Origin of the sequence: Cryobacterium tepidiphilum, assembly GCF_003716325.1 — a bacterium.
GTDB lineage: Bacteria > Actinomycetota > Actinomycetes > Actinomycetales > Microbacteriaceae > Cryobacterium > Cryobacterium tepidiphilum.
Genome location: NZ_RDSR01000002.1, coordinates 1 through 25,979 on the forward strand (window position 1 = coordinate 1; position 25,979 = coordinate 25,979).

Below are 25,979 nucleotides of genomic sequence, written 5' to 3' on the forward strand. Positions count from 1 at the left end.
CCCCGTCGTCGCGCGCCCCCGTCGTCGCGCGCCCCCGTCGTCGCGCGCCCCCGTCGTCGCGCGCCCCCGTCGTCGCGCGGGCTGAACGCCGCTGCGCGGGTTGAATTCAGCCCGCGCAGCTCAGGAGGAGGAGGAGGAGGGTCGGCTCAGGAGGAGGAGGAGGGGTCAGCTGAGCTGCACGGCCAGGTCGACGAACAGGGCCGCCGACCAGCCGAAGGAGGTGGTCGCGGTCAGGGCCTTCTGCCCGGTGAGCGGGTTGAAGTACTCGTGCGGTCCGCCGCCGTGCAGTACGAGCGCCACGGTGCGTTCGGCGAGCTCCGTCGCCTCGGACGCGAAGCCGGAGCGGCGAAGCCCGTCGACGAGCAGCGCGTTGATGTTGAGCCAGACCGGGCCCCGCCACATCCGCTCGGGTGAGAAGTCGGGGTCGGCGGTGGCGACGGTCGGCACGCCCCAGGGCGTGCCGAACTGGCGCGGGTCGGAGAGGGCGGCGACGAGCCCGTCGGTGAGCGCGGCCGGGAGGTCCCCGGTGAGCAGGGGCAGCAGGCTGACGGCCGTGTACGAGCGGATGCGCTGGTCGCCGGAGTGCGCGACGAACTGGCCGAGCGCCGGGTCCCACATCTGCAGCAGCCGTGCGAGCGTGGCATCGGAGCGCGCGGTGTGGCGGTGCGCCGCCTCCGCGTCGCCCGCCGCGGCGTAATGCCGGGCGAGCTCCCTGTCCTGCAGCACGAGGTAGGCGCCGAGGTCGGGCGTGGCCAGCGGCAGCGGCCCGTCGAAGATCGGGCTGTCGTCGAGCCCCGACGAGTAGGGGTGCCCGTACTCGGGCATGCCGTCGCCGTCGCTGTCGGCCTCGGCGAACCACCAGGCCTGGGAGCGCGCGATCGTGTCCCAGGCCGCGTCGGCCCAGGCTGGATCGGCGTCGGCGTCACTATCCGAAGCGGATGCCTCGAGCACCTTGGCGAGCGCCCACGCGGCCAGCGGTGGCTTGGTCAGCGCGACCGGCACGTCGGGGTCGGCGACGGCGGAGCCGTGCCGGCGGAGGGTCTCGAGGTCGTGCGGGGGCAGGTCATCGCTGGAGGCGAGCACGCCCTCGTCGTGCACCACGTCGGGAAGCTGGCCATTCGCGGACGGGAACCGGAACGCGAGGTCGAGCTGCTCCCGCGCCAGCTCCGGGTCGCCGTGGCGGAGGCCCACGGCGATGAAGTAGGCGTCCCACTGCCAGAGGCCCACGTAGCCGATCTTCGAGGGCACCACGGCGCGGGCGCTCCCCTGCCCCGGCAGCTCGACGATGTTGGCGCCGAGCACCCACCAGCAGAACGCGGTCATGGCCTGGAGGTCGTCGCGCACCCGCGGGCAGCGCGCCAGCCAATCGGTCCAGAGGGCCGCGGTCTTCTCCTCGTGGTCCGCATGCTGCGTCGAGGGAACGATCGTCGCGCGGTCGGCGAAGTCGATGAGAACGGATGCACCGGGGCCGATGGGCACCACTTGTGCCGCCGCGCCTCGCGGCGTGGCCCGGAGCTCCAGGCTCGCGTCCCCGGGCGTGCCGATGCTGAGGGCATGCGGCCCCGCGAACGTGAGGGTGGCCGCGCCCTCTCCGAATTCGATGCGGTGCGGCAGCACGCGCGTCACCGGCAGGGGCCGGCCCTGCCCGTCGATCACCGACAGCTCCTCGAACACGGTGCACTCCGCGAGGGAGCGCTCGTATTCGGCCAGGCAGATGCGGAGGCTCGTCGCGCCGAGTCCGGCGGCGCCGGGCTGGGCGAGCACCAGCACGCGGGAGCGCGGGAGGGTGAACGGGGCCGCGACGAGGTCGAGGAAGGGGCTGACCTGCGCGAGCGGGGCATCCGTTGTCTCGCCGGCGACGGGCGCGGTCATCGGCCGCCGAGGCCGGAGGCGGCCATGCTGCTGATGATCCTGCGCTGGCCGATGACGAACGCGACGAGCATCGGGATGGTGGCGACGGCGGACGCGGCCATCACCAGGCCGTAGTTGATGGAGCCGAACTGGCCGCGGAACGACGAGAGCAGCAGCGGCACCGTGAACAGGTCGGGGCTGTTCAGGAGCACCAGCGGGAACAGGAAGGAGTTCCACACGTCGAGGGCGACGATGATGCTGAGGGCCCCGAGGCCGGGGCCGAGGTTCGGCAGGATCACGCTCCAGAAGATGCGCCACCGGCCGGCGCCGTCGACGATGGCGGCCTCCTCGAGCTCCTTCGGCAGCGAGAGCACGAACTGTCGCATGAGGAACACGGCGAACGGGTTGACCATCATGGCCGGGATGATGAGCGACAGGTGCGAGTCGACCCAGCCCAGCCGGCTCATCAGCAGGTAGAAGGGGATCAGGGTGACCTGCTTGGGGATCATCTGCGTGGCGAGGAACACGATGAAGAGCACGCGGCTGCCGCGGAACCTGATGCGGGCGAAGGCGTAACCGGCCATCGAGGCCGTCACGAGGGTGCCGACGACCGCGAGCACGGTGATGTAGATGCTGTTCGCGTATGCCCGCGCGAACGGGGCGGCGTTCCACGCGTCGACGTAGTTGTCGAGCGTCCACGGCTTCGGCCAGAAACTCAGCGGGTCTTGCAGCAGCTGCGGGAGGGTCTTCAGCGAGGTGAGCAGCATCCACACGAACGGGAACACCATGGCGATCCCGACGATGATGAGCGCGAGGTGGATGAGCGAGTTGCGCGTGCGGATGCCGGCGAGGCCGGGCCGGCGGCGCTTCTCGAGTTCCGGCCCGGGTCCGGTGCCGTCGCCGGTGAAGCGGGCGCCGATGGCGGCGTCGGCACCGATGGGCGATTGCGTTGCGGTCATGCGGCACCGTCCTCGTAGTGAACGAACTTCTTCTGGGCGCCGAACTGGATCGCGGTGATCACGAGCGTCAGTGCGAGCAGGATGACGGCCGCGGCGCTGGATGGGCCGAACTCGAAGCGGCCGAAGCCGAGGTCGTAGATGTGGTAGACGATCGTGCGTGTGGCGTTGTCGGGGCCGGCGTTGGAGGTCAGCACGAAGACGACGTCGAAGGTCTGCAGCGAGCTGATGAACGCGATGACCGATGAGAAGAAGATGATGGGCGAGAGCAACGGCAGGCGGATGCTCCAGAACAGCGTGAACGCGCCGGCGCCGTCGATCTTCGCGGCTTCGATCACCGACGGCGAGATGTTCTGCAGGCCGGCGAGGAAGATGATGACGTTCAGGCCCATGGAGGCCCAGATCGACACGATGCACACCGAGATCAGGGCGAGCCGGGGGTCGCCGAGCCAGTCCGGTGGGGCGATGCCGAAGGTCTTCGCGATCGTGCTGCTCAGCACGCCGTCGGCGCGGAGCATCTGCTGCCAGATCATGGCGACGGCGACCGTGCTCGTGACGACAGGCGCGAAGAACAGCACCAGGTACAGCGTGCGGGTCTTCAGCTTCTCGAGGGCGACGGCGATGATCACGGCGAAGCCGAGGCCGATCGGCACCGTGATGAGTGCGATCAACAGGGTGTTGACGATGCTGCGCAACAGAAGCGGATCCTGCAGCTGCGCGACGAAGTTGTCGAAGCCCACCCAGGTGAGTTCGGTGAGGCCGTCCCAGGAGGCGAAGGCCAGCACCAGGCTGCCGATGAACGGCAGGAGCACGAAGATCGCCATGCCGACGACCTGCGGCCCGATGAAGAGGTAGCCCCACCGGCGGTCCCTGCGCCGCCAGGCGGACTCCTTCCGGAGTCCGCCTGACGTGGGCCGCTCGGTGAGGGAGCTGCGCACGGTGGTCATGAAACAGCCTTACTTGGCGCTCTTGCTGGCGATGAGGTCGGCGGCCTCGTCGAGGGTGGCCTGCGCGTCGCTCTTGCCCTCATAGAGCTTCAGCATAAGGTCGCTGACATCGGTGGAGAGGCCGGGAACCTTGGCCTCGGTCGCGTAGTCCTCGAAGCCGATGTCGCGCATGTCGAGGAACGTCTGCGCGTGGGCCGGGTAGTTGTCCTCGAGCACGACGTCGTCGGCGCCCTTGATCGACGGCACCGCGTTTCCGCCGCCCTGGAGGCGGAAGGTCTGGCCCTCGGCGCTCAGGAATTCCGTCCAGAAGGTGAATGCGGCATCCGTCTTCTTGGTGTTCTTGTTGATGGCGAGGTACGAGGTGGCGACGCCGGTGGGCGCGGCCTTGCCGTCGGGCGTGGGCCAGCGCACGATGTCGTAGCCCGAGCCGTCACCGGCGGACTTGACGGTGCCGATCGTGTAGCGGCCCTGCGAGAAGAAGCCCGCCTTGTGCGACACGAAGACGCTGTCGGCACCGGCGCCCTCGGGGAGCGTGTCGGCGACCACGAACGTCTTGTCGGCGAAGTTCTTGCCGAAGACGTCCATGGCGGCAACGGATGTCGGGTCGGTGTTGGCGACGAAGGTGCCTGACTCGTCGAAGGCGGTGCCGCCCTGCGAGGAGATCCAGCTCCAGTGCGTGGCCCAGTAGTTCCAGAACATGGAACCGGTGAGGCCCGCCTTGGCGAGCTTCGCGTTCATGTCGAGGTAGGTGTCGGTGGTCCACTTTCCTTCCTCGGCGAGCGTGGCCGGGTCCTCGGTGATGCCGGCGGCCTTGAGGGCCTCCTTGTCGTACCAGAGCACGTCGGGGTTCGAGTCGTTCGGGGCTGCGTAGATCTCGTCGCCGGTCTTGGCCGCGCCGTAGAGGCCCGGGAAGAAGTCGTCGGGCTTGGTCTTGCTGGCGTCGGACTCCATGAGCTTCGTCAACGGCATGAGAACCTTGGCGTCGACGAACTGGCCGATCTTGTCGTCACCGATGTAGAAGACATCCGGCGCCGTGTTGGAGGTCAGCTGGGCCAGCAGCTTGGAGTGGTAGTCGCTGTAGGAGGCGACGGGCTGGAGGACGACCTTGATGTCCTCGTGGCGCTTCATGAACTCTTCGTCGAATTCCTTGAAGCGGGTGAGTTCCTCGGGGGTTCCCCAGGTCGACCAGACGACGGTGTTCTGGTCGGAGCCGCCGCCAGCGCCGGAACCGCTGCACCCGGCGAGGGTGAAGGCCACGGCGGATGCGGCGAGGATGGCGAGGGCTCGTTTGGTAGTGACTGCACGCATGTGAATGCCTCTCAGAGCGGGAATGGTGAGTGCTTGTATTCTGTATACAAAATGCCGTCGTGTCAATAAGAAAATCTCGACTGCTCTCCTCCTCCCCGCGTCATCCTCGCCACGCGGGTTGAACGCCGCTGCGCGGGTGGTGTGCCACCCGCGCATCGGCGTTGAACGCGCGCGACGCGAAAAAGGGCGCGGGCCCGTGTCCGCTACCCGGCCCGGCCACGGATGCGCCGGGACACCTCGCTGGCGGTTCGGCCGACCTCGGCGGCGAGCTTGGGCCAGCGCTCCCGCGGCACGTCGTCGCTCCGGAACGTGACGGCGATGCCGGCGGCGGGCCAGCCGACGTGGTCGAGCACGGCGACGCCGACGGATGCGATTCCCTCGGTGATCTCCCCGTCCTCCACCGAGTAGCCCACCTCCCGGGTGCGTGCGAGGATGCTGCGGAGCTGCGAGTACCGGGTGGGCTCCCGGCCGTTGCGGTCGGTGAAGGCGGCCGGGCCGGGGAACAGGGCGCGCACCTGCGCCTGCGGCAGCGCGGCCAGCAGTGCCCGCCCGCTCGCCGTGAGTGGCGCCGGGAGCCGCACCCCGACATCCGTCACGAGCGAGGGCCGCCGCCTGGCCCGCTCCTCCACGATGTAGAGCACGTCGCGCCCGTGCAGCACGGCCAGGTGCGCGCTCTCCCCCACCCGGTCGACGAGCTGCGCGATGAGCGGCGCGCCCAGGCGCGACAGCGGCTGCTGCCTCGCAAAACCCGACCCGAGCTCGAAGGCGGCGACGCCGAGCCCGTATCGCCGCTCCTCGGGCAGGTGGGTGATGAACCCGTGCTCCTGCATGACCGCCAGCAGGTGGTAGACGCTCGAGCGCGGCAGCTCGAGCGCGGCCGCGATGGTCGACGCGGCGACCGGCCCGCGCTGAGCGGCGAGGTAGGCCAGCACGCGGAGGGTGCTGTCGGCTGCCGGAACCGAGGATGCCATTACTCCCCCTTGTCTGGGATACCAGACACATTAGTGCAGCGGATGCGCCTGCCGCCGTCCCCGACGGTGTGGGATCGGATCATGCCAACTCCTGTCACCGTCTCTGCCGGCCCGCTCTCGTTCGCCGACGTCGTCGCGGTCGCCCGCACCGGCGCCCAGGTCGCGCTCGACCCCGCGGCCCTCGACGGCGTGCGCGCCACCCGGGCCGTCATCGAGAACCTCGCCGAGGACCCGGAGCCGCACTACGGCATCTCCACCGGATTCGGCGCGCTGGCCACCACGTTCATCGCCCCGGAGCGCCGCGCCCAGCTGCAGACGAGCCTCATCCGCTCCCATGCCGCGGGCAGCGGCCCCGAGGTGGAACGTGAGGTCGTGCGCGCCCTCATGCTGCTGCGCCTGTCGACGCTGATGACCGGGCGCACCGGCGTGCGGGCCGAGACGGTCGAAACGTACGCCGCCATCCTCAATGCGGGCATCACGCCGGTGGTGCGCGAGTACGGCTCCCTCGGCTGCTCGGGAGACCTGGCGCCGCTCGCCCACTGCGCCCTGGTGGCCATGGGCGAAGGGGAGGTGCGCGACGCCGGCGGTCGCCTCACCGACGCCGGTCCTGCACTCGCTGCCGCCGGCATCCGCCCGCTCGAGCTGCGCGACAAGGAGGGGCTCGCCCTCATCAACGGCACCGACGGCATGCTCGGCATGCTCGTGCTCGCCCTGCACGACCTGGGCCGGCTGCTCGCGACGGCCGACATCGCCGCGGCGATGAGCGTCGAGGGGCTGCTGGGCACGGATGCGGTCTTCGCCGCCGACCTCGCGGGCCTGCGCCCGCAGCTGGGGCAGGCGGCATCCGCTGCGAACCTGCGCCGGTTACTGGACGGCTCGCCCATCGTGGCCAGCCACAAGGGGCCGGAGTGCACACGGGTGCAGGACGCATATTCGATGCGGTGCGCGCCGCAGGTGCACGGCGCCGCGCGCGACACCGTGGCGCATGCCGCACTCATCGCAGAGCGGGAGCTGGCGGCGGCCGTCGACAACCCGGTGGTCACGGTCGATGGGCGGGTGGAGTCGAACGGCAACTTCCACGGCGCACCGGTGGCGTACGTGCTCGACTTCCTGGCGATCGCCGCCGCCGACGTCGCGAGTATGTCGGAGCGGCGCACCGACCGCTTCCTCGACGTCGCCCGCAACCAGGGGCTTCCGCCGTTCCTCGCCCACGAGGCGGGCGTCGACTCGGGGCTCATGATCGCGCAGTACACGGCGGCCGGCATCGTCTCGGAGCTCAAGCGCCTGGCGGTGCCCGCCTCGGTCGACTCGATCCCGTCGTCGGCCATGCAGGAGGATCACGTGTCGATGGGCTGGGCGGCCGCGCGCAAGCTCCGCCGCGCCGTCGACGGCCTCGGCCGGGTGCTGGCGATCGAGGTCATGACGGCGGCGCGCGGCCTCGACCTGCGCGCGCCGTTGATGCCCGGCCCCGCAACGGGTGCGGTGGTGCAGGTGCTGCGGCAGCGGGTGGCCGGACCAGGCCACGACCGGTTCCTCTCGGCCGAGATCGAAGCCGCGGCGGAGCTGGTGGCGAGCGGCGCGGTGATGGATGCCGCGGCATCCGTCACCGGCCCGCTCAGCTGAACGAGGGCGCGATCAGCGACCGCCGGCCGTCCGTGTCGCCACGTGCTGCCCGCGCCGCCTCCGCCGGCCGCCGACCACGAGGGCGGCACCCAGGCTGAGCAGCAGGAGGGCTGCCGCCAGGAATGGCGCGCTCTCGGTGCCGGTGTGGGCGAGCTGGGCGCTGTCGTCGGCGGCGGGCGCTGTGCTCGCGGCCGGGGGAAGCACCCGGGCGCGGAGGACCTGGGCGATCGCCGTTCCATCGGCGTCGTATCCGTAGAGGGTGACCGCGGTGGCCGTGCCGATGAAGCCGTCGGCGGGCGTGAACTCCACCCGGTCGCCGCTGATGGCGTAGACGCCCTCGGGCACCCGGAGCGTGTCGACCCGGGCGCCACTGCCGTCGATGAAGTACAGGCCAGAGTCGGCCATCGGGTCAAAGGTGACGACGGATCCGAAGGAGGACTCGTCCTCCGCGGCGGGCACGACGTCGGCGCCGATCGTCACCGTGAGCGAGCCCTGGACGGTGAGGCCGGCGGCGTCGCTGATCTCATAGGGGACGGTAGTCGCCTGCCCGGTGAAGCCGGCCGCGGGGGTGAACGTGATCTGGCCGGCGTTCGGTCCGACGACGTACTCTCCTTCGCCGGGGACCGTCAGCGTCAGCCGGTCGGCGGCGAGGACGGCGCCGCCGACCGCGGGAGCGGCGAGCCGGAGGCTGCGGCGGTCGAGGGCGGTGCCGCCGTCGACGCCCGGGCGGTCGTTGCCGGTGACGTCGATGGTGACGGACGTGCCGGGAGCGGCGGTGCCGGTGTCGGCAATCGCGCGGGGGGCGACCGGTGTGACCGTGACCGTGAGCTCAGCCTCGGCGGCGGTCCCGTCGACATCCGTCACCCGGTAGCGTGCCGCGGTCGTCTGGCCGATGAACGAGGGTTCGGGCGTGAACGTCACGGTACCGTCGGATGCGACGCGGTAGAAGCCCTCGCCCGCGACCGTGAGGGTCGCGCCGGCATCGGAGACCGTGCTTCCGGGAGATCCGAGGAGCACGACGCTGCCCGCGTCGAGAGGCGTCGCGGCGTTGCCCGGCCGGTCATTGCCCAGCACCGGCACGCCGACCGCGCTGCCCTGGTCGGTGGATGCGGCATCCGCGACGGCCGTCGGCGACACCGCGGTGACCGTGACCGTTACCGTGGATGCCGAGACCTCTGCGTTCTCGTCGGCCACCTGGTAGCGGACCTGGGCGGCGCCGACGAAGCCGGGCGCGGGAGTGAAGGTGACGTCGCCCGTGTCGGTGTCCACGGTGAACGTGCCATTGGCGGTCACCAGGCTGGTCACCGGGTCACCGTCGGCGTCGAGCAGGCGGAGGGTGGTCGGGTCGAGAGCCGTTCCGCCGTCGACGCCGGGGCGGTCATTGTCGGCGGGGGCGATGGTCACGGCCACGTTCTGCTCGGTCGCAGCGGTGTCGGCGGTCGGGCGCGGAGCGACCGGGCCGACGGTCACCGTGATCGTCGCGTCATCCGTGCCGCCGTCGATGTCCGCGACGCGGTAGGTCACGGCCGTCGCGGTGCCGGTGAAGGCGGCCGCCGGCGTGAAAGTCACCGTGCCGTCGGCAGCCACGCGGTACACGCCCTCCCCCGCGACGGTCAGCGTCTCGCCGGCGTCGGAGACGACGCCGGCGGTGGAGCCCAGGAGCACCACGCCGGCCGGGTCGAGGCGCGTCGCGGCGTTGCCGGCCCGGTCGTTGTCCAGCACCGGAAGGGTCACGGCGCTCCCCTGGTCGGTGGATGCCGCGTCCGCGACAGCGACCGGCGCCACAGCGGTGACAGTCACGGTCAGGGACGAGGCGGAGACCTGGGCGTTCTCGTCGGCGACCTGGTACGGAACCGCGCTGGTGCCGACAAAGCCCTGCGCCGGGGCGAACGTCACGTCACCCGAGTCGGTGTCGACGGTGAACGTGCCGTCGGTGGTGACCACGGTCGTGACGGGGTCGCTGGTGGCGTCACGGAGGCGCACGGTGGCCGGATCGACGGCGGCTCCGCCGTCGACGCCCGGGCGATCGTTTCCGGCCGGCGAAGCAGTGACGGGGGTGTTCTGCTCGGTGGTGGCCGTGTCGGCGGTCGCACGGGGAGCGACGGGGTCGACGGTGATGGTCAGCGCGGCGTCATCCGTCGTCCCGTCGGCGTCCGCGACGCGGTAGGTCACCGGGGTGGCCGTGCCGGTGAACGACGGATCCGGCGTGAACGTGACTGTGCCGGTGGCGGCCACGCGGTACACGCCCTCACCCGAGACGGTCAGCGTTTTGCCCGCGTCCGAGACGACCGCGCCGCTGGAGCCGAGGAGCACCACGCTCGCCGGATCGAGGGGCGTGGCCGCGTTGCCCGGCTGGTCATTGCCCAGCACCGAGACGGTGCGCGCACTGCCCTGGTCCGTCGACGCGGCATCCGCTACTGCGACCGGTGCGACGGCGGCGACCGTCACGGTGAGCGTCGACTCGGCGAGCTGTCCCTCCGAGTCCGCGACCCGGTAGGTGACGGGGGTGACGGCGCCGGAGAAGCCGGCTGCCGGCGTGAATGCCACTCCCCCGGTCGACGGGTCGACGCTGAAGCTGCCGCCCGCCACAGACAGGCTCGTCACCTCGGTCGACGTGCCGGGGTCGATCAGTCGAACGGATGCGGGGACGATGACGGTCGTGACCGGGCGGCTGGGGTGCACGGTGTCGTTCGCCGCCGGGTCGAGCGTGACCGCGGTGTTCTGCCCGGTCGACGCCGTGTCGGGGTTCGCGGTCGGCGTCGGCAGTTCCACCTCGAGGGTGTAGTCCTCCGCCTCGCCGGAGTTGGCCTTGCTCGAGGCGAGGTCGATCTCACTGGCAACGAGCGCCGTGCGAAGGCGCAGGTAGGTGGGCGTGCCGGTGGAGTTCACCGTCGCGGTCGGCACCGTCCAGGAAAGCGGCGCCTTGGACGCGCTGCAGGAGGCGGTGTTCGAGCGTTCACCCGCGTCGGCGAAGTCGCCGTCCCGGTTCCAGTCGACCCATCCGGCGACGTATCCGCCCTCACAGCTGGGCGTGACGGAGTAGGTGTCGCCGGGGAGAACGACGGCACGGCCCAGGGCGGCGAGCGCGTCCTCGTCGTTCGTTGCGACCGTGGCGCCGGTGGTGTCTGCGGTGTCGTCGCCGGTTGCCGTCGTGCCGGCGGCCGCGTTGATCTCGGAATCGGTGACAGCGCCGAGGCGAACAGCGGGGGCGGACGGCGATGCGAGGCTCATCGACGAGCTGAACAGGCTCGTGGTCGCCGTTCCCGCGGGCAGGTCGCCGCCGGTCCAGGTGGTCTGCACGAGGTGGCCGGCGTCGCCGTAGCCGGCCGGCGCGTCGCCGTGGTCGGTGGAGATCATGACGCCCAGCGCGAGGGCGCTGATGCCGCCACCCTGCATCTCCACCTTGGCGGAGGAGGATGCGCCGTCGAGGAACAGCACGGTGGAGGGGCCGCCGCTCGCGCCGCAGTTGGCGTTGTTGCTGATGGTCAGCGTGTTCGAGGCATCCACTGTGGCGTTGGTGGTCGTCGAGGCCGCGCAGGCGGGCGCCTTGAAGCGGTCGATCAGGCGCCAGACCGCGCCGCCGGGCGCCTGGGCGGAGATGTACTCGCCGGTGCCGTTGAGCTGTTCGGCGTCGGCGATGACGAGTCCCTCAAGCGGGAAGGGGCTGCCGCCGGAGGACGCGGAGCAGTCGAACGGGAAGGAGACGGTGTCGGAGTTGTTGGTGGCCAGGCCGTTGACGAGGGTGTTGGCCGCGCCGGAACCGCCGACGTTGTAGAGGTCGTCGAGTCCATCGCCCGACCAGCTGGCCGAGCGATACGCGGTGAGGTGGTCGCCGGCGCTCGTGCCGGTGACCGTGCCGATGGTGCAGGTGAGCTGCACGATCTGGTCACCGAGGGTGAAGGTCTCGGTTCGGGTGGCCCCCGCGTTGTCGATGCCTGCGCCGTTGGCGCCCCACGTCATCCACTCGATCGCCCCCACGTAGCGGCCGCTGCCGCCCGTGGCCGTCTCGGCGGAGGCGCTCGCCGGCACCGCGACGAGGGCGGCGGAGGCGAGGAGCGCGGCAAGCAGCACGCGGAGCAGGGCCGGCATGCGCCGTGGGCGAGACGAACGAACAGAGGATGAGGCGAACGCCACGAATCTCTCCTGACAGCGAGTGGGTGGCCCGGGAGTGAACGCGCCGGCGCGGCAGGGGCCGGGGGTCCCTCCGATCTTGACAGTTGCGACAATCAACGGCCAGTTTCCCCGGTCCCCACTTACGGGGACATCCCTTTGGGGGGCAATCGCCGATCAGCAGGGGGAAGAACCGGTCAGGCAGCGTGCTCGAGGGCTAGCAGGGCCGCCTTCGCGTCGAGGCCGCCGATGTAGCCGCCCAGGCTGCCGTCGGTGCGGAGCACGCGGTGGCACGGCACCACGACGGGCAGCGGATTGGTCGCGCAGGCGCTGCCGACCGCCCGCACGGCGTTCGGATTCCCCACGATCCCCGCCACCTCCTTATAGGTCTGCGTGCGTCCGTACTCGATGGACGGCAGGTGCCGTTGCACCGTCTGCCGGAAACCGCTCGACAGCGCGAGGTCCAGCGGCAGGTCGAACGTCGTGCGCGCCCGGGCGAAGTATTCGTCGATCTGCCGTGCCGTCGCATCCAGCCGCCGTGGCGCGTCGAGGATACGGGGGCTCAGTCGGGCGGCGAGGGTCTCGAGCACCGCCTCGAACCCCTCCCGCTCGTACGCGACGCGCACGAGACCGCGGTCGGTGGCGGCCAGCAGCAGGCGGCCGACCGGGGTGTCCATCGTCGTGTAGGCGATGTCGAGGAGGCCTGCGCGGTCGGCGGATGCCTCGAGCCGGGCATGCAGGCGCTTCAGCTCCGCCGCGCCCGGGTCGCCGAGCCGCCCGAACAGCTCCCTTTCAAACGACTCCTCGTCCATGGCGGTCATCGTCCTTCCCCTTCCCGTGCGTCCACGCGCTCGTAGTGCGCGCGCAACTGGCGCACGCCGTCGGCCGCTGCCCGGCGGGCGGCCGCCGGCGTTCCGCCGAGGAGGCCGGCGACGACGTCATACGGCAGGCCACCCAGATAGTGGTACGCGACGCTCTGCCGCTGCTTCTCGGGCAGCGCCTTCACGGCCGCCCACAGGTCCAGGTCGCTTCCGTCGGGATGGCCGATTGCCGTCGCCTCGTCGGGCACCTCGCCGACCGGCAGCGGGCTCCGCCGCCGGGCTCGGGTCACGTCGATGGCCTTCCGGTGTGCGATCGTCACCAGCCATGCCTCGACGTTGGCCTCCTCGGCCAGTCCCGGGTATGCCCGCATCGCGGCGAGGAACGTCTCGGACCACGCGTCGTCGGCGTCGGTGTGCACGCCGAGCACCGCGCGGCAGACCCGCAGCACCAGTGCGCCGTGCACGGCCACGACCCTCTCGAACGGCTCTTTCATGTTCATCACCCGGTAGACGCGCCGGGTCACGGGAATGTGAGATCGACGATGCCGCAAGTTTCGCAGGTGCGGCCCTCGCGAGCACACCCAACGCCGCTTCTTTCCATTCAGTGGATGCCGCATCCCACTGGTTGGTATGGTCGAGCCATGACGAAAAGAGCGTTGTCGGTCGATCCGTTGTGGCCGCGGACGGGCGCCTGGCCCTCCCCGGACGAGTTCGAGCAGGATGCGCTCTTCGACGTCGCCCTCCTCGGCATCCCGACCTGGCGCACCTCGCTCTCGCACACCGGGGCCGGCGAGACACCGACGGCCGTGCGCGACGCGCTCCGTTACTACAGCGCCTTCCGCACGCCGGACCGCTCGGCCCCCGCCACCGGGAGGGCGATGGCCGACCTCCGCATCGCCGACTTCGGCGATGCGACGGAGCCCGACGGCGAGGAGGGCGAGGCTCGCGCCATCGCCCTCGTGGCGACGGCCGCCGCCCGCAGCAGCGTTGTGATCGCCCTGGGCGGAGACAACGCCCTCACGGTTCCGGCGGCCCTCGGCGCCTGGGGCGACCGCACGGCATCCGCCGGCCTCGTCACCCTCGATGCCCACCACGACATCCGCGACGGCGTGAGCAATGGCTCCCCCGTGCGGCGCCTGCACGAGGCGGGCCTCGACGGCCGGCGGATCGTGCAGATCGGCATCGGCGACTTCGTGAACTCAGCGGAGTACGCGGCCCGCGCAGCTGACATGGGCATCACCGTGGTTCACCGCGACGAGCTGCACCGCCGGCCGATGACGGATGTGATGGCGGAGGCGTTCGAGATCGCGGGCTCCGCCGGTGGCCCGATCCACGTCGACCTGGACGTCGACGTCTGCGACCGCTCGGTGGCGCCGGGCTGCCCGGCCTCCGTGCCGGGAGGCATCTCGGCCTACGAGCTCCGGCTGGCCGCGCGGGCCGCCGGCGCCTTCCCGGCGGTGGTCTCGGTCGACACGGCCGAGGTCGACGCGACGGCGGACACGGCGGACATGCGCACCGTGCGCCTCACCGCGCAGTGCGTGCTCGAAGTTCTGGCGGGCGTCGCGTCCCGCCCCTGACCCGCGCACCCTTCGCGAAACCGTAGTCGCGTTGCGTTGCGGCGGGGTGCCTCAGGCGACGCGGTCGCCGTCCTTCCAGACGCCCGCGACGAGCGGCACGCCGGGGCGGTACGCGAGGTGCACGTAGGAGTCGGCGCGCAGCCGCACGAGGTCGGCCCGCGCGCCGGCGACGATGCGGCCGACGTCGTCGCGGCGCAGGGCCGCGGCACCTCCGGCGGTCGCCGCCCAGAGTGCCTCGGCCGGCGTCATGCGCATGTCGCGCACGGCGACCGCGATGCAGAACGGCATCGACGACGTGAACGACGACCCGGGGTTGCAGTCACTCGCGATGGCGACAGTGACGCCCGCGTCGATGAGCCGTCTGGCGTCGGGATACGGCTGCCGGGTGGAGAACTCCACGCCCGGCAACAATGTGGCCACCGTCTCGCTGCCGGCCAGCGCCTGCACGTCGGCGTCGTCGAGATAGGTGCAGTGGTCGACGCTCGCCGCGTCGAGCTCGACGGCCAGCCGAACGCCGTCGCCCACGCCGAGTTGGCCGGCGTGCACGCGAACCCCCAGGCCGCGCGCTTTGCCGGCCGAAAGGATGCGCCGTGCCTCGTCGACGGTGAAGGCGCCGGTCTCGCAGAAGACGTCGATCCACCTGGCCCCGGGCGCGCAGGCGTCGAGCATTGCACCCGTCACGAGGTCGACGTACCCGCCCCGGTCGTCGGCAAACTCCTCGGGAACCACATGCGCTCCGAGGTATGTGACCTCCGATGTGAGCTGACCGGCGAGGCGAAGCAGGCGTGCCTCGTCCTCCACGGTCAGGCCGTAGCCGCTCTTGACCTCGACCGTCGTCGTGCCCTGGCCCAGCATTTCCCGCACCAACGAGCGCGCGCGGCGGAGCAGTTCCGGCTCGTCTGCGGCGCGGGTGGCCCGCACGGTACTGCGTATGCCGCCAGCTGAATACGGCCGACCCGACATGCGTGCCTCGAACTCGGCAGAGCGGTCGCCGCCGAAGACGATGTGGCTGTGGCTGTCGACGAAGCCGGGGATGACGGCCGCGCCGGCGGCATCCGTGGTCTCGTCGGCTGACGGAGCATCGGCGGCCCGGCCCACCCAGGCGATGCGCCCGTGCTCGATCAGCACGGCCGCGTCGGTGATGACCCCGAGGGCGCCGTGAGACCGGTCATCGGCCGGCTCGTTCGTGACGAGCTGGCCGATGCCGGTGATCAGGCGAGTGGTCACCTAGTGCTCCCACATGGGAACGCGAAGACCGCGTTCGCGGGCGACCTCGGCGGCGCGTTCGTAGCCGGCATCCACGTGCCGCATGACGCCGGTCCCGGGGTCGTTGGTGAGCACACGCTCGATCTTCTCAGCGGCGAGCGCCGTCCCGTCCGCCACGGTGACCTGTCCGGCGTGGATGGAACGGCCGATTCCGACGCCGCCGCCGTGGTGCAGTGACACCCAGGTGGCGCCGGAGGCCGTGTTGAGCAGCGCGTTCAGGAGCGGCCAGTCGGCGATCGCGTCGGATCCGTCGGCCATGGCCTCGGTCTCCCGGTAGGGCGAGGCCACCGAGCCGGAGTCGAGGTGGTCACGGCCGATGACGATCGGCGCGGAGACCTCGCCCGAGGCCACCATCTCGTTGAAGCGCAGCCCGGCGAGGTGGCGCTCCTTGTAGCCGAGCCAGCAGATGCGCGCCGGCAGCCCCTCGAAGTGCACCTTGTCCTGGGCGGCGGTGATCCAGCGGCGCAGGTGGTCGTCCTCCGGGAACAGCTCAAGCACGGCGCGGTCGGTGGCGGCGATGTCGGCGGGGTCGCCGGAGAGGGCGGCCCAGCGGAACGGGCCCTTGCCCTCGGCGAAGAGCGGGCGGATGTACGCGGGCACGAAGCCAGGGAACGCGAACGCCCGATCGTAGCCGCCGAGCTCCGCTTCGGCCCGGATCGAGTTGCCGTAGTCGAAGGCCTCGGCGCCGGCGTCCTGGAACTCGACCATGGCCCGCACCTGCTTGGCCATCGACGCGCGCGACTTCTCCGTGAAGCCCGCCGGGTCCGCCGCCGCGGCGGCCTTCCACTCGTGCACCGAGACGCCCTCTGGCAGGTAGCTCAGCGGGTCGTGGGCGCTGGTCTGGTCGGTCACGATGTCGATCGGCGCGTTCCGCCGGCGGAGCTCGGCGAAGACCGTGGCGGCGTTGCCGACCAGCCCGACCGAGAGGGGCCGCCGCTCGGACTTCGCGGCGATCACGCGCTCAAGTGCGTCGTCGAGGTCGTCGGTCATCTCGTCGAGGTAGCCGTGGTCAACCCGTCGCTGCAGCCGGGTCTCATCCACGTCGACGATGAGCACCACGCCTTCGTTCATCGTGACCGCCAGAGGCTGCGCGCCGCCCATGCCGCCGGCACCGCCGGTCAGGGTCAGCGTGCCCGCGAGGGTTCCGCCGAACTTCTTGGCGGCGACCGCCGCGAAGGTCTCGTAGGTTCCCTGCAGGATTCCCTGTGTTCCGATGTAGATCCACGAGCCGGCTGTCATCTGGCCGTACATCGTGAGGCCCAGCTCTTCGAGCTTGCGGAACTCCGGCCAGGTCGCCCAGTCGCCCACGAGGTTGGAGTTGGCGATGAGCACGCGCGGCGCCCATTCGTGGGTGCGGAACACGCCAACGGGCTTGCCCGACTGCACCAGCAGCGTTTCATCCGACTCGAGGCCCTCGAGGGTGCGCACGATGGCGTCGTACGCCTCCCAATTGCGGGCCGCCTTGCCTGTGCCCCCGTAGACCACCAGGTCCTCCGGGTGCTCCGCCACCTCGGGGTCGAGGTTGTTCATGAGCATCCGCAGCGGAGCCTCGGTCTGCCAGCTCTTGGCCGTGAGCCCGGTTCCTCGGGCAGCGCGAATCTGACGTGTGCCTTGCATCGTGTTCCTTTGTTCAGTGCTCATGGCATCGCGGCAAGACCGGTTCACGGCACGGGCTCGGCGGCAGCTGGGCGTCCCAATCCGCTTGAGAGTCGGGTGGACTCGCGTACGAGGAGTTCCCCGTAACGCTCGATGTCGCGAGGCTTGATCCGATAACTGGGCACCACGATACTGAGCGACGCGACGACGCGGCTCTCCGATCGGATGGGCGCGGCGATAGCGGTGACGTCGGCTTCGATTCCGCTAGCGACGACGACATAACCCGCCGTCGGAATCCTGTCGAGGAGCACCGCACCGGCTGCGGATGCGGACAGCGGAATGGTGCGGCCGACCCAGCTCGTGTGCCGCACAGAGTGCGTACCCTCGGCGATGGCGATGTACACGGCCGTCTGGTTGTGGCCAAGGACGCTGAGGTAGACCGACTCTCCGGCTTCCGAGACGAGGTCGGCCATTGCTTCCCGGCACATGACCACAAGCGCATCGCTGCTGAGCGATTGTGCGCCGAGCTGGATGATTCGGCTTCCAGGTCGATAGGTGCCGTCTTCATCCTTTCGCACGAATCCGCTCGTCTCGAGAGTGCGGAGCAAGCGGAATGCGGTACTCGCCGAAAGGTCGGTGGCACGGGCGCTGCTCGCGAGGTTGGCGCCGCCCTCGTCGCAGATGACCGCGAGAAGCGCGAGGGCCCGTTCTACGGTGCGGGTCGATGCTTCCGCCATCTGCATACTCTCCATCAAGCTCGAGTCCGAGGGGCGCATTCTTGGCCACCCTGCGTTTTCAACTAGTAAAATACACGTTTCATTGAATAGCAAGCGCCGAGACTGTCCACCGGCACTCCCGGCGCGTGTGGGCCGCGCTGGTCGACACGGATGCGCGGCTCGCCTGGCATTAATCCCGGCCGATGTCGGTGGCTCCTTGCAGACTGGAGCCACCCACAAACCCGAGGAGGCGAACACGATGATCGTCGTTGACTCATCCTGCCGGCACGACGTGCACGAGCTGTGTCACCTAGTGAGCTGCGAGTGCACCTGCCACGGCGAGAACGGCTGACGCCGCGACCCGGTCGCTGCGCTCCTGAGGCGACGGTCCTGAGGCGGTCCGCAGCGGGCCGGCCTCAGGCCAGGTCGAAGTCGAGGTAGTACGCGACGTCGGCGTCGGCGTGAACCGGTCCCCGCACAGCGGCACTCGGAGCCGACTGAACCGGCCGCTCCGGTTCTGCACCCGAGAATGTGAAGGCGTCGGCGTCGAGTCCATGCAGCTGCAGCCATTCGACGTGCTCGGCGTGGCTCGATCCGCTGGCGTGAACCGGTTGGTGCCGCGCCACGAGGTCACGCGCCATGGCCTTCGACCGCGAGGCCGCCTCGATGTCGCCCTCCGCCGCGTTGATGATCGACCCCTTCATCAGGATGTGGCACGAGAGGGTGAACTCCTCCACCCGGTCGAGTTCCGCCTCCGCGGCGAGGCGCCCCACGAGCTGGCGGATGTGCTCCAGGTGCTCGCAGCTGGCGCGACCCAGCGGATGGTCCCGTCCCATCTCGAGGAGAACGTTCACAAACGTGCAGGCCTCGTAGTCGTCTCGGTGGAACCAGTCGTCGAAGACGTCGAAGATCGCCAGGAGGCACTCCTCCGGCGTCGTACCGCGAGCGCGGGCCCCGGCCTCGACGACGCCGATGGTCCAGATGGCTTCCCGTCTCTGCAGGCACACCGCGGCCACATCGTCGCGCGATGCGAATTCTGCACTGAATTGCGCCGCGGTCACCTCCGCCTGGCGCCGGATCTCGTCCAGGGTCACATCCCGGATGCCTCGGTTCACGAACATCGGGTACGCGGCGGTGACGATGCGTTCTCGCACATCGGGCATGAGCTCCTCCTTAATCACGTCGTGCTCTTCGGGTGGGCCGATCGTGAGGCAGTGTCGCCGACGATTCGTCGGACAAGGTTGATGGCGGAGGCGAGCAGGTCGCTCACGCTTCCGGTGAAGTCCGCACTGAACCAGATGCGCGATGCGTAGCGGGTGACGCCCGTCGCGAGGGCGATGACCATGCGTGCCTCGTTCTCCAAGTCGCTCTCCGAGGCATCCGCCCGCGCACGGAGCCGGTCCATCACGATCTCGACGTACTGGTCTTCGAGGCGGCTGATCATGATGGTGCGCCGCTCGGTGAGCTCGGCGCTGCGGGAGATGAGCTTGTGGCGCGCGCGCTGCAGCTCGCGATCCGGCTGCTGATTGGCGAGCATCTCGGCGAACATGGTCATGAAGTCGCCGAGGATCTCCCCGTCGTGGCCGTTCACAAAGCGCTCGATGGCATCCTTCGACGGCAGCGACGGCGGTGTGCCCAGGATGACGCCTTCCTTCGACCCGAAGTAGTTGAAGAAGGTGCGTGGTGAGACCAGGCTGGCCTCGCAGATCATGTCGACGGTGACGTTCTCGTAGCCATGCTCCAGCGCGAGGGTGATCGCGACTTTCTCGATGGTTGCCTGTGACGCCGCCCGCTTGCGCTCGCGCAGTGACGATTCGGTCGAGACCGACGGTGCGGCGGGGGAAGAATCGGCCAAGAACGTCACTTTCCTCGTGCCGGTGCAGAACCGGACGTCACTGCAGACGGCGGATTTATGCAGTCTGTGCATGCAGTGTATAACCGCATGCGGAATTTTCGAGGGGTGTGAGAGATTCTCGCCGCCCCCTTGACATCGGTTTCATTCCGTGTTTTTCCCGTTGATCTTGCCCGGTCGCCGGCGTTCTGCAGTCGCGCCGCGGAAAGGTCTCATAAAATACCTCGTCACGTACTTTTTCCGAAGGATATGCATGGGCACCTTGATCTACGGTCCGACCGCCAAGGAGATTCGCATCGACGACCGCGTGCTGGCGCACCTGCAGGTCGTCATGATTGCAAAGCTCCGCCGCGCCGAGAGCTTTGCCTTCACCTGGGAGAAGTCCGCCGACGATGGCAGCGGTCACACCACCGTCTGGGTGCACCCCGGCATCGCCCTGGAGTTCGCGTTCCTCGGCTCGCGCCGTATCCCCCTCAACCGCGCTTGGGTGGAAGACCTCATGCGAACCGCGAACAACTCCTCAGGCCTGGAACTGGTGCCCGAGCCCGACAGCCCGGTGCGGTAGCGGAGCAATGACCGGGACGCCCGCAGCGGATGCCCCGCTCAGCGGGATTCGGGCATCACGTCGTGCATGTGGTGCTCGAGGTCGTGCAGGAAGTACCGTCCAAGCGACTCGATCGTGAACACGGCGCCGTCGCTGCGCCTGCCCTGCCGGCCCAGGTCGTCCGGCGAGACCGAGCCGAAGGCCTCCGCAGCGGACTCGGCGGCGTCCGCCAACTCGTCGGCCACCGCACCCGGGTCCTGCTCGTTGTACCGCTCGGCCTCCGCGGTCGCGTCCTGGTCCCAATTCGGGAACGGCGGGTCGTCTTCATCGAGGATGAGGTCGAGCCGGGTGGTGAAGACGCCGAGCACGTCGCGCACGTGCGCGGCGTATTCGAGCGGCGACCAGGTGTGCTCGTCGGGCCGCACCGTGACGTCGGCACGCCGGAGCACGGGCTGCCACGCGGCCGCGATCTCGAGGATGCGGGTGGGGATGTCGTCGAATCGCACCGAGGCGGCGTCGAAACCGCATTCCGGGCAGGGGCGCGCCAGCACCCAGGTCCAGTCCTTGCGGTCGGGAATGATGGCCATGCTCACAGCCTAGGGCCGCGCCGCCCGGTTCAGCCGGGGGATCTACGGCAGCGCCGGCGGCACCGTCACTTGGCGGGAGCCGGAGTCGCCGGCTTCTGGCACACCGCTTCCTTCTGCATGGCCTGCACCATCTGGCTTTCGGACCACGGCACTTCGATCAGCGGCGCGGATTCGCCCTTCGTGGCGGGCAGCTTGGAGGCGATGGAGGCGAGCCGCTGCGCGAGGTGCTGGGCGAGTGCGGCGCCCGAGCTGGAGTTGTTGAGCATGACCACCACGGTGAGGCCGCTCACCGGGTCGGACAACATGGCGGAGCTGAACCCGGGGATCGCACCCGACTCTCCCCGGAACGGCCCGATCTGCGCGGCGCCGAGACCATAGCCGAGCCAGGATGGCGCGTTCTTGCCCATGGACACCGTCGCCCACTGCTTCTTCTTCGTCTCGGGAGTCAGCAGCGTGCCTCCGGCGAGCGCCTCCGACCAGGTCTTCATGTCGGCGAGGGTGGAGATGACTCCCCCGGAGACGCCGGCCATTGAGGGGGACAGTTCCGTGACGTCCTCGACCGTGCCGCAGATGAGCGTGCCGTTCGGCTGGCGTGCCGTGGCGTAGCCGTGCGGGTGCGACCCGCGAATCTCCAGCTGGGCAGCGCCGGGGTAGGTTGTCGCGTCGAGGTGCAGCGGGTCGATGATGTACTTCTGGTACAGCGTCGGCCAGTCGCTGTGCGTGGCCGACTCGAGCGCCATGCCCAGCAACACGTATCCGCTGTTGGAGTCATGCCAGGCACTGCCCGGTGCGCCCACCCGGTCACTGGCAAGGGCGCTGGAGACGAGCTCGAGCGGCGGCCACTGCCGGGTGGGGTTGTTCACGAACTGCGCGGCGAGTTCCGGCCGGTAATCGGCGAGGCCGGAGGTGCCCTGGCACAGCTGACCCAGGGTCATGCCGTCGACACCGGGGGTGCGCTCGAGGTAGTCGGCGACGTGGTCGGTGAGTTTCACTGTGCCCTCGTCGACGAGCCGGAGCAGCACGGTGCAGGTCATCGACCGCGTGTTGGCGCCGATCCGGAAGCGCATGCCGGTGCCCATGGGCTCGGGGCCCTTCGTCGTCGTCATACCGTCGGCGACGACCCAGCGACCGGCCCAGGGCGCCCACACCCCGGCGATGGCACCGGATGCGCCGGCGAGCTTCATGGCGTCGGTCAGCGCGGCGTCGAGCCGGTCGGATGCCGCGCTGCTCAGCGTCGACCCCGCGACGGCGCCGTTCGTCGACGCGCCCGCCGACCCCGTGCAGGCCGTGAGAAGCAGGGAGAGCGAGGCGAGCACGGCGGTGAGGACGACGGATGGCCGGCGCTTCGCGCGGCGCCCGGATCCGGGCACGGCGTCGCCGTGCAGCGCTGGTGCCGGTACATCCCCCATATGAGGGAGCTTACCCGCGCTTCGGCCGCTGGGGCCCGGTCGGCCAGCTGTTATGAAATCGTGAGAATCACGGGGCGGTCACGGCTCCGGAAGGATATGCCGCTCCACGAATTCGTTCACGAAGGTGCGCTGCGGGTCGAGCCGCCCGGCGAGCGCGCGGAAGTCCGCCGCCTTGGGGTAGCGGCCCGCCAGGTCGCCGGCCGCGAACAGTTTGCCCCAGTGCGGGCGGGGCGAGAATGGTGCCAGCGCCGCCTCGAGGTCGGGCAGCAGTGCCTCCACCTCGGGCTGTCGTGGGTGCCACGTGAAGTGGAGGCACACGGCATCCCTTTCGTGACTGGGGCTCAGCCAGAGGTCGTCGGCTGCCACGGTGCGCACCTCGGTGACGAACAGCAGCGGCGCGATGCGGTCGGCCAGCGTGCGCACGGCCTCCAGCGCGGCCACGGCGTGCTGCCGCGGCACAAGGTATTCGCTCTGCAGCTCCTCACCGTTGGACGGCGTGAATTCGAGCCGGAAGTGCGGCAGGCGGTCGAGCCAGCGCCCCGGCACCCCGAGCTGTGGCGTGCAGGTGACGGCAGAGCTGCCGGGCAGCGGATGCCGCGCCTCGGTCGCGCGCATGGCGCCGGCGAGCTCCGCGGGCAGCGGGGCATCCCGATCGGGGCGCCGCTTCACCCACACCTGCTCGATCACCCCGGGTTCCTGCCACGTGGTGAACAGGCTCACGCTGTACGCCGAGCCCATGATCTCGTCGAAGCCGGCGGCAAGCGACTCCCAGGGCAGGCGCTCGAAGACGGTCTGTTCGATGCCGAAGCTCGGCTCGATGGCAAGCGTGAACCGCGTCACGATGCCGAGCGCGCCGAGGTGCACCACCGCCCCGGCGAAGTCGGGGTGGTCGCGGTCGAGGGCGAGCAGGTCGCCGTTGGCGAGCACCAGGTCCAGCGCCGTGACTGCCGTCGAGAGGTTGCCGGTGCGCACCCCCGATCCGTGCGTCGCCGTGGCCGTGGCGCCGCCGACGGAGATGTGCGGCAGCGACGCGAGCGTCGCGAGCGCGAACCCCGCCCGCTCCAGCACGCCGGCGAGTTCGCCGTAGCGCATGCCCGCGGCCACGCTGACCGTCTGCGCGTCGCGGTCGATCACCGGTTCGTCGACGATGGCGGCGGTGGAGACCAGGGTGTGCTCGGTGTCTGCGATGCGATTGAACGAGTGCCGGGTGCCGAGCGCCCGCACCTTCCCGCTGGAGGCCACCAGGCGCCGCAACTCGTCGACGCTCTGCGGGGAGTGCAACTCGGCCGCCGCGTAGGCGAGGTTGCCCGACCAGTTGGTGCCGGCATCCGTTGTCATCGCGGCGCACCCGCCGTCACGGCGTCACCGGCGACGACGTCTCGAGTGCCGCCGCGGGCCGGGCGGCGCTCGACATGAACCGGCGCACGTTCGGGTCGACGATGATGTCGTTCGGCCGCAGCGGCCGGGCCAGGTACAGGCCCTCCAACGTCGTCAGCCGGCTGAGGGCGACGTAGGTCTGGCCGGGGCTGAACACGCGTGAGCCCAGGTCGACGATGGCGCGCTCGTAGGTGGCGCCCTGCGACTTGTGGATCGTCACCGCCCACGCCAGCCGCAGCGGGAACTGCGTGAACTCCGCGACAACGTCCTTGCTGAGCTTCTTCGTCACCGGGTCGTAGTTGTACTTGTACTTCTCCCACACCGCCGGCTCGACCTCGTGCACGTCGCCGTCGATGTCGACGTACACATTGGCGTCGATGCGCGTGACCGTGCCGATGCTGCCGTTCACCCAGCGCGGGCCGCCGCCCTCGTGCGCCGAATCGTTGCGCAGGAACATCACCTGCGCCCCAACCTTCAGCTCCAGCGAGGCATCGGCGGGGTACGTGCGCCCGCCGAAGTCGCCGGTGACCTCCGCCTTCGCGGTCAGGGTGCGCCCCGACAGGCGTTTCAAAGCGGATGCGTTGATGCGGTTCACGGCGTCGTTGCGGGTGGCGAGGGTGATGGTGCCGTCTGTCGGGGCGGGGCGGGCGCCGGTGGCATTCAGCACCCCCGCCATCTCTGCGGTGACCTGGCCGTGCCGCACCGCGTTCAGGATGTGCTTGAAGTCGGCGTCGTGCTGGCGGTGGATCTCGCGCAGCTCGAAGATGCGCAGGTCGGCTTCCTGCCAGACCTTCGCGTCGAAGAACCACAGCGAGCGGTAGGTGTCGGCGAAGTAGGCGCGCTCGTCGCCATCGCCGGGTACCGGCGCGAGCTGGTACGGGTCGCCGAACAGCACGATCTGCACCCCGCCGAAGGTGTCGTGCGGGCGCGCGCGGGCCTGCCGGAGGCTGCGGTCGATGGCATCCATCAGGTCGGCGTTGACCATCGACACCTCGTCGATGACGAGGGTGTCGATGGTGTTGAGGAGTTTGCGCGTCTGGTCGTTCTGCTCGATCGTGTGGTCGGCGATGAGCCCGATCGGGAGTCGGAACAGGGAGTGGATCGTCTGGCCGCCGACGTTGAGTGCTGCCACGCCGGTGGGTGCCGCGATGACGATCTGCTTACTGGTGTTCCACGAGAGGTGGTTCAGCAGCGTCGACTTACCGGTTCCCGCCCGCCCCGTGACGAACACATTCTGCCGCGTGTTCTCGATCGCCTGGTACACCTCGGCCTGCTCGGGAGAGAGTGGGATGGGGGACACGGGGCGCACTTTCGACGGGGATATCCCACTGTAGCCGCCGGGGTCGTCGGTGGAGCGGTTATCCACCGACTTCGAGTGGCGGCGCGGCGACCATAGGATGTTGTGATGGCCGAGGGAACCAGCGCGCGAAAGCCGCCCCTGCTCCGCGCCATCCTCCCGTTCGTCCTGGTCGGCGTGCTCCTCGTCGTCGCCTTGTTCTCGGCCATCGGCGCGCTCAACCAGAACGTGTACAGCGCCGCGGGCTTCGTGCGGCAGTACCTCGATGCGATCGCACGGCACGATGCGGCCGGCGCTCTCGCGATCGACGGGGTGCTGGACGGCGCGCCGACCATGACCGGCGGCAAGGATTACCCGCACACACTGCTGCGGTCATCCGTTCTCGGCTCGCTCACCGGCATCGCCCTTGCCGACGAGACGGTGACCGGCGACGGGACGCACACGGTCACGTACAACTTCCGCCTCGACGGCAAAGAGAGCACCATGACCTTCACGGTGGAGGACGCGGGCCGGTACGCCGCGGTCTTCAACCGCTGGCGGTTCGCCGTCAGCCCGCTGGCGGTGCTGCAGGTGTCGGTGCTGCACGGCTCGACGTTCACGGTGAACGGGCTGACGCTCGACACCCGCGCCCACGAACCGGCGGAGCGGGCGGAGGAATTCTCGCACCAGGCGTCGTACCTGGTGTTCGCTCCCACCGCGTATGCCGTCTCCCACACCTCTCCCCTGCTCCAGGCGTCGCCGAACAAGGTGCCGGTCGTCGTGCCCGGCACAACGGCCGTCACGGTGGACGTGCAGCCGAACAAGTCGTTCGTGCAGCAGGTGCAGAACGAGCTCAACGGGTTCCTTGACGACTGCGCCAAGCAGACCGTGCTGAAGCCCACGAACTGCCCGTTCGGGATCGATATCGACGACCGGGTATTGAACGACCCGAAATGGTCCATCGCGAAGTATCCGCCCGTCACCCTGAGGGCGGGCGACGGAACCTTCGACATGCCGGACACCGAGGGACTCGCCCGCATCGTCGTGGACGTGCAGTCCCTGTTCGACGGGGAGGTGTCGACCCGCGACGAGAACGTGGAGTTCGCCGTGGGTCTCAGCGTGATCATCAACACCGACGGGTCGCTGCGCATCCAGCTTCACTAGCTTCGAGGTGCCGCCCGCGCCCTGCACG

21 protein-coding genes are annotated in these 25,979 nt (G+C 70.0%); 4 read left to right on the top strand and 17 right to left on the bottom strand.

Annotated elements, in window-relative coordinates; genetic code table 11:
* Window positions 1-165: 165 nt before the first annotated feature.
* The 5 genes from EEJ31_RS01390 to EEJ31_RS01410 form a co-directional block, all read right to left on the bottom strand.
* Window positions 166-1,872, bottom strand: a complete 1,707-nt coding sequence (locus EEJ31_RS01390; protein WP_123044509.1) for an amylo-alpha-1,6-glucosidase — start codon at window positions 1,870-1,872, stop codon at window positions 166-168.
* A complete protein-coding gene (locus EEJ31_RS01395; protein ID WP_123044510.1) occupies window positions 1,869-2,810 on the bottom strand; it encodes a carbohydrate ABC transporter permease in 942 nt (313 codons plus the stop codon). The genes EEJ31_RS01390 and EEJ31_RS01395 overlap by 4 nt, the downstream gene beginning before the upstream one ends.
* Window positions 2,807-3,754, bottom strand: a complete 948-nt coding sequence (locus EEJ31_RS01400; RefSeq protein ID WP_123044511.1) for a carbohydrate ABC transporter permease — start codon at window positions 3,752-3,754, stop codon at window positions 2,807-2,809. Before EEJ31_RS01400 ends, EEJ31_RS01395 begins: the two co-directional genes overlap by 4 nt.
* 9 nt (window positions 3,755-3,763) lie before the next feature.
* Window positions 3,764-5,062 (bottom strand): ABC transporter substrate-binding protein, encoded by a 1,299-nt coding sequence (locus EEJ31_RS01405; protein ID WP_123044512.1) that lies wholly within the window; start codon window positions 5,060-5,062, stop codon window positions 3,764-3,766.
* A 203-nt stretch (window positions 5,063-5,265) separates the two neighbouring features.
* Complete coding sequence (locus EEJ31_RS01410; protein ID WP_123044513.1) at window positions 5,266-6,033, bottom strand: IclR family transcriptional regulator; 768 nt, start codon at window positions 6,031-6,033, stop codon at window positions 5,266-5,268.
* 81 nt (window positions 6,034-6,114) lie between these two features.
* Between EEJ31_RS01410 and hutH the strand changes: the two genes are divergently transcribed.
* On the top strand, window positions 6,115-7,656 hold the full coding sequence (hutH, locus tag EEJ31_RS01415) for a histidine ammonia-lyase (RefSeq protein WP_123044681.1): 1,542 nt from the start codon (window positions 6,115-6,117) through the stop codon (window positions 7,654-7,656).
* Between the two features lie 12 nt (window positions 7,657-7,668).
* Here hutH and EEJ31_RS01420 read toward each other — a convergent pair whose 3' ends face one another.
* The 3 genes from EEJ31_RS01420 to EEJ31_RS01430 form a co-directional block, all read right to left on the bottom strand.
* Window positions 7,669-11,745, bottom strand: coding sequence for a CshA/CshB family fibrillar adhesin-related protein (locus EEJ31_RS01420; protein WP_123044514.1), 4,077 nt, complete (start codon window positions 11,743-11,745; stop codon window positions 7,669-7,671).
* 218 nt (window positions 11,746-11,963) lie between these two features.
* A complete protein-coding gene (locus EEJ31_RS01425; protein ID WP_123044682.1) occupies window positions 11,964-12,578 on the bottom strand; it encodes a methylated-DNA--[protein]-cysteine S-methyltransferase in 615 nt (204 codons plus the stop codon).
* Between the two features lie 5 nt (window positions 12,579-12,583).
* A complete protein-coding gene (locus tag EEJ31_RS01430) occupies window positions 12,584-13,087 on the bottom strand; it encodes an RNA polymerase sigma factor (RefSeq protein WP_199727246.1) in 504 nt (167 codons plus the stop codon).
* A gap of 141 nt (window positions 13,088-13,228) precedes the next feature.
* Between EEJ31_RS01430 and EEJ31_RS01435 the strand changes: the two genes are divergently transcribed.
* Entirely contained in the window at window positions 13,229-14,164 is a 936-nt protein-coding gene (locus EEJ31_RS01435) for an arginase family protein (RefSeq protein ID WP_123044515.1), read from the top strand.
* Window positions 14,165-14,215: 51 nt separating this feature from the next.
* Here EEJ31_RS01435 and hutI read toward each other — a convergent pair whose 3' ends face one another.
* The 5 genes from hutI to EEJ31_RS01460 form a co-directional block, all read right to left on the bottom strand.
* On the bottom strand, window positions 14,216-15,391 hold the full coding sequence (hutI, locus tag EEJ31_RS01440; protein ID WP_123044516.1) for an imidazolonepropionase: 1,176 nt from the start codon (window positions 15,389-15,391) through the stop codon (window positions 14,216-14,218).
* Window positions 15,392-17,047, bottom strand: a complete 1,656-nt coding sequence (gene hutU / locus EEJ31_RS01445) for a urocanate hydratase (protein ID WP_123044517.1) — start codon at window positions 17,045-17,047, stop codon at window positions 15,392-15,394.
* A gap of 44 nt (window positions 17,048-17,091) precedes the next feature.
* The gene (locus EEJ31_RS01450) at window positions 17,092-17,763 is read right to left on the bottom strand and encodes an IclR family transcriptional regulator (RefSeq protein WP_123044684.1); all 672 of its coding nucleotides are present in this window, start codon (window positions 17,761-17,763) and stop codon (window positions 17,092-17,094) included.
* Between the two features lie 395 nt (window positions 17,764-18,158).
* Window positions 18,159-18,905, bottom strand: a complete 747-nt coding sequence (locus EEJ31_RS01455; protein ID WP_123044518.1) for a TetR/AcrR family transcriptional regulator — start codon at window positions 18,903-18,905, stop codon at window positions 18,159-18,161.
* Window positions 18,906-18,919: 14 nt separating this feature from the next.
* Window positions 18,920-19,597, bottom strand: coding sequence for a TetR/AcrR family transcriptional regulator (locus EEJ31_RS01460; RefSeq protein ID WP_158603875.1), 678 nt, complete (start codon window positions 19,595-19,597; stop codon window positions 18,920-18,922).
* A gap of 250 nt (window positions 19,598-19,847) precedes the next feature.
* On the opposite strand from EEJ31_RS01460, the gene EEJ31_RS01465 reads away from it, so the two are divergent.
* A complete protein-coding gene (locus tag EEJ31_RS01465) occupies window positions 19,848-20,159 on the top strand; it encodes a DUF7882 family protein (RefSeq protein WP_123044520.1) in 312 nt (103 codons plus the stop codon).
* Window positions 20,160-20,197: 38 nt separating this feature from the next.
* Here the strand turns inward: EEJ31_RS01465 and EEJ31_RS01470 are convergent, their stop codons facing one another.
* The 4 genes from EEJ31_RS01470 to EEJ31_RS01485 all read right to left on the bottom strand — a co-directional run bounded on the left by EEJ31_RS01470 (window position 20,198) and on the right by EEJ31_RS01485 (window position 24,811).
* On the bottom strand, window positions 20,198-20,725 hold the full coding sequence (locus tag EEJ31_RS01470; RefSeq protein WP_123044521.1) for a DinB family protein: 528 nt from the start codon (window positions 20,723-20,725) through the stop codon (window positions 20,198-20,200).
* 65 nt (window positions 20,726-20,790) lie between these two features.
* On the bottom strand, window positions 20,791-22,134 hold the full coding sequence (locus tag EEJ31_RS01475; RefSeq protein ID WP_123044522.1) for a serine hydrolase domain-containing protein: 1,344 nt from the start codon (window positions 22,132-22,134) through the stop codon (window positions 20,791-20,793).
* A gap of 78 nt (window positions 22,135-22,212) precedes the next feature.
* Window positions 22,213-23,472: a D-arabinono-1,4-lactone oxidase gene (locus tag EEJ31_RS01480; protein ID WP_123044523.1), complete on the bottom strand. Its 1,260-nt coding sequence runs from the start codon at window positions 23,470-23,472 to the stop codon at window positions 22,213-22,215.
* A gap of 16 nt (window positions 23,473-23,488) precedes the next feature.
* The gene (locus EEJ31_RS01485) at window positions 23,489-24,811 is read right to left on the bottom strand and encodes an ATP-dependent DNA helicase (protein ID WP_123044524.1); all 1,323 of its coding nucleotides are present in this window, start codon (window positions 24,809-24,811) and stop codon (window positions 23,489-23,491) included.
* Between the two features lie 105 nt (window positions 24,812-24,916).
* Here EEJ31_RS01485 and EEJ31_RS01490 point away from each other — a divergent pair, with 105 nt between their 5' ends.
* Window positions 24,917-25,951, top strand: coding sequence for a hypothetical protein (locus EEJ31_RS01490; protein ID WP_123044525.1), 1,035 nt, complete (start codon window positions 24,917-24,919; stop codon window positions 25,949-25,951).
* Window positions 25,952-25,979: the final 28 nt, after the last annotated feature.

Coding starts and splice junctions, on each gene's coding strand:
- EEJ31_RS01390 (WP_123044509.1), bottom strand. CDS start 1,872: ATGACCGCGCCCGTCGCCGGCGAGACAACGGATGCCCCGCTCGCGCAG.
- EEJ31_RS01395 (WP_123044510.1), bottom strand. CDS start 2,810: ATGACCGCAACGCAATCGCCCATCGGTGCCGACGCCGCCATCGGCGCC.
- EEJ31_RS01400 (WP_123044511.1), bottom strand. CDS start 3,754: ATGACCACCGTGCGCAGCTCCCTCACCGAGCGGCCCACGTCAGGCGGA.
- EEJ31_RS01405 (WP_123044512.1), bottom strand. CDS start 5,062: ATGCGTGCAGTCACTACCAAACGAGCCCTCGCCATCCTCGCCGCATCC.
- EEJ31_RS01410 (WP_123044513.1), bottom strand. CDS start 6,033: ATGGCATCCTCGGTTCCGGCAGCCGACAGCACCCTCCGCGTGCTGGCC.
- hutH (WP_123044681.1), top strand. CDS start 6,115: ATGCCAACTCCTGTCACCGTCTCTGCCGGCCCGCTCTCGTTCGCCGAC.
- EEJ31_RS01420 (WP_123044514.1), bottom strand. CDS start 11,745: ATGCCGGCCCTGCTCCGCGTGCTGCTTGCCGCGCTCCTCGCCTCCGCC.
- EEJ31_RS01425 (WP_123044682.1), bottom strand. CDS start 12,578: ATGGACGAGGAGTCGTTTGAAAGGGAGCTGTTCGGGCGGCTCGGCGAC.
- EEJ31_RS01430 (WP_199727246.1), bottom strand. CDS start 13,087: ATGAACATGAAAGAGCCGTTCGAGAGGGTCGTGGCCGTGCACGGCGCA.
- EEJ31_RS01435 (WP_123044515.1), top strand. CDS start 13,229: ATGACGAAAAGAGCGTTGTCGGTCGATCCGTTGTGGCCGCGGACGGGC.
- hutU (WP_123044517.1), bottom strand. CDS start 17,047: ATGCAAGGCACACGTCAGATTCGCGCTGCCCGAGGAACCGGGCTCACG.
- EEJ31_RS01450 (WP_123044684.1), bottom strand. CDS start 17,763: ATGGCGGAAGCATCGACCCGCACCGTAGAACGGGCCCTCGCGCTTCTC.
- EEJ31_RS01455 (WP_123044518.1), bottom strand. CDS start 18,905: ATGCCCGATGTGCGAGAACGCATCGTCACCGCCGCGTACCCGATGTTC.
- EEJ31_RS01465 (WP_123044520.1), top strand. CDS start 19,848: ATGGGCACCTTGATCTACGGTCCGACCGCCAAGGAGATTCGCATCGAC.
- EEJ31_RS01470 (WP_123044521.1), bottom strand. CDS start 20,725: ATGGCCATCATTCCCGACCGCAAGGACTGGACCTGGGTGCTGGCGCGC.
- EEJ31_RS01475 (WP_123044522.1), bottom strand. CDS start 22,134: ATGGGGGATGTACCGGCACCAGCGCTGCACGGCGACGCCGTGCCCGGA.
- EEJ31_RS01480 (WP_123044523.1), bottom strand. CDS start 23,472: ATGACAACGGATGCCGGCACCAACTGGTCGGGCAACCTCGCCTACGCG.
- EEJ31_RS01490 (WP_123044525.1), top strand. CDS start 24,917: ATGGCCGAGGGAACCAGCGCGCGAAAGCCGCCCCTGCTCCGCGCCATC.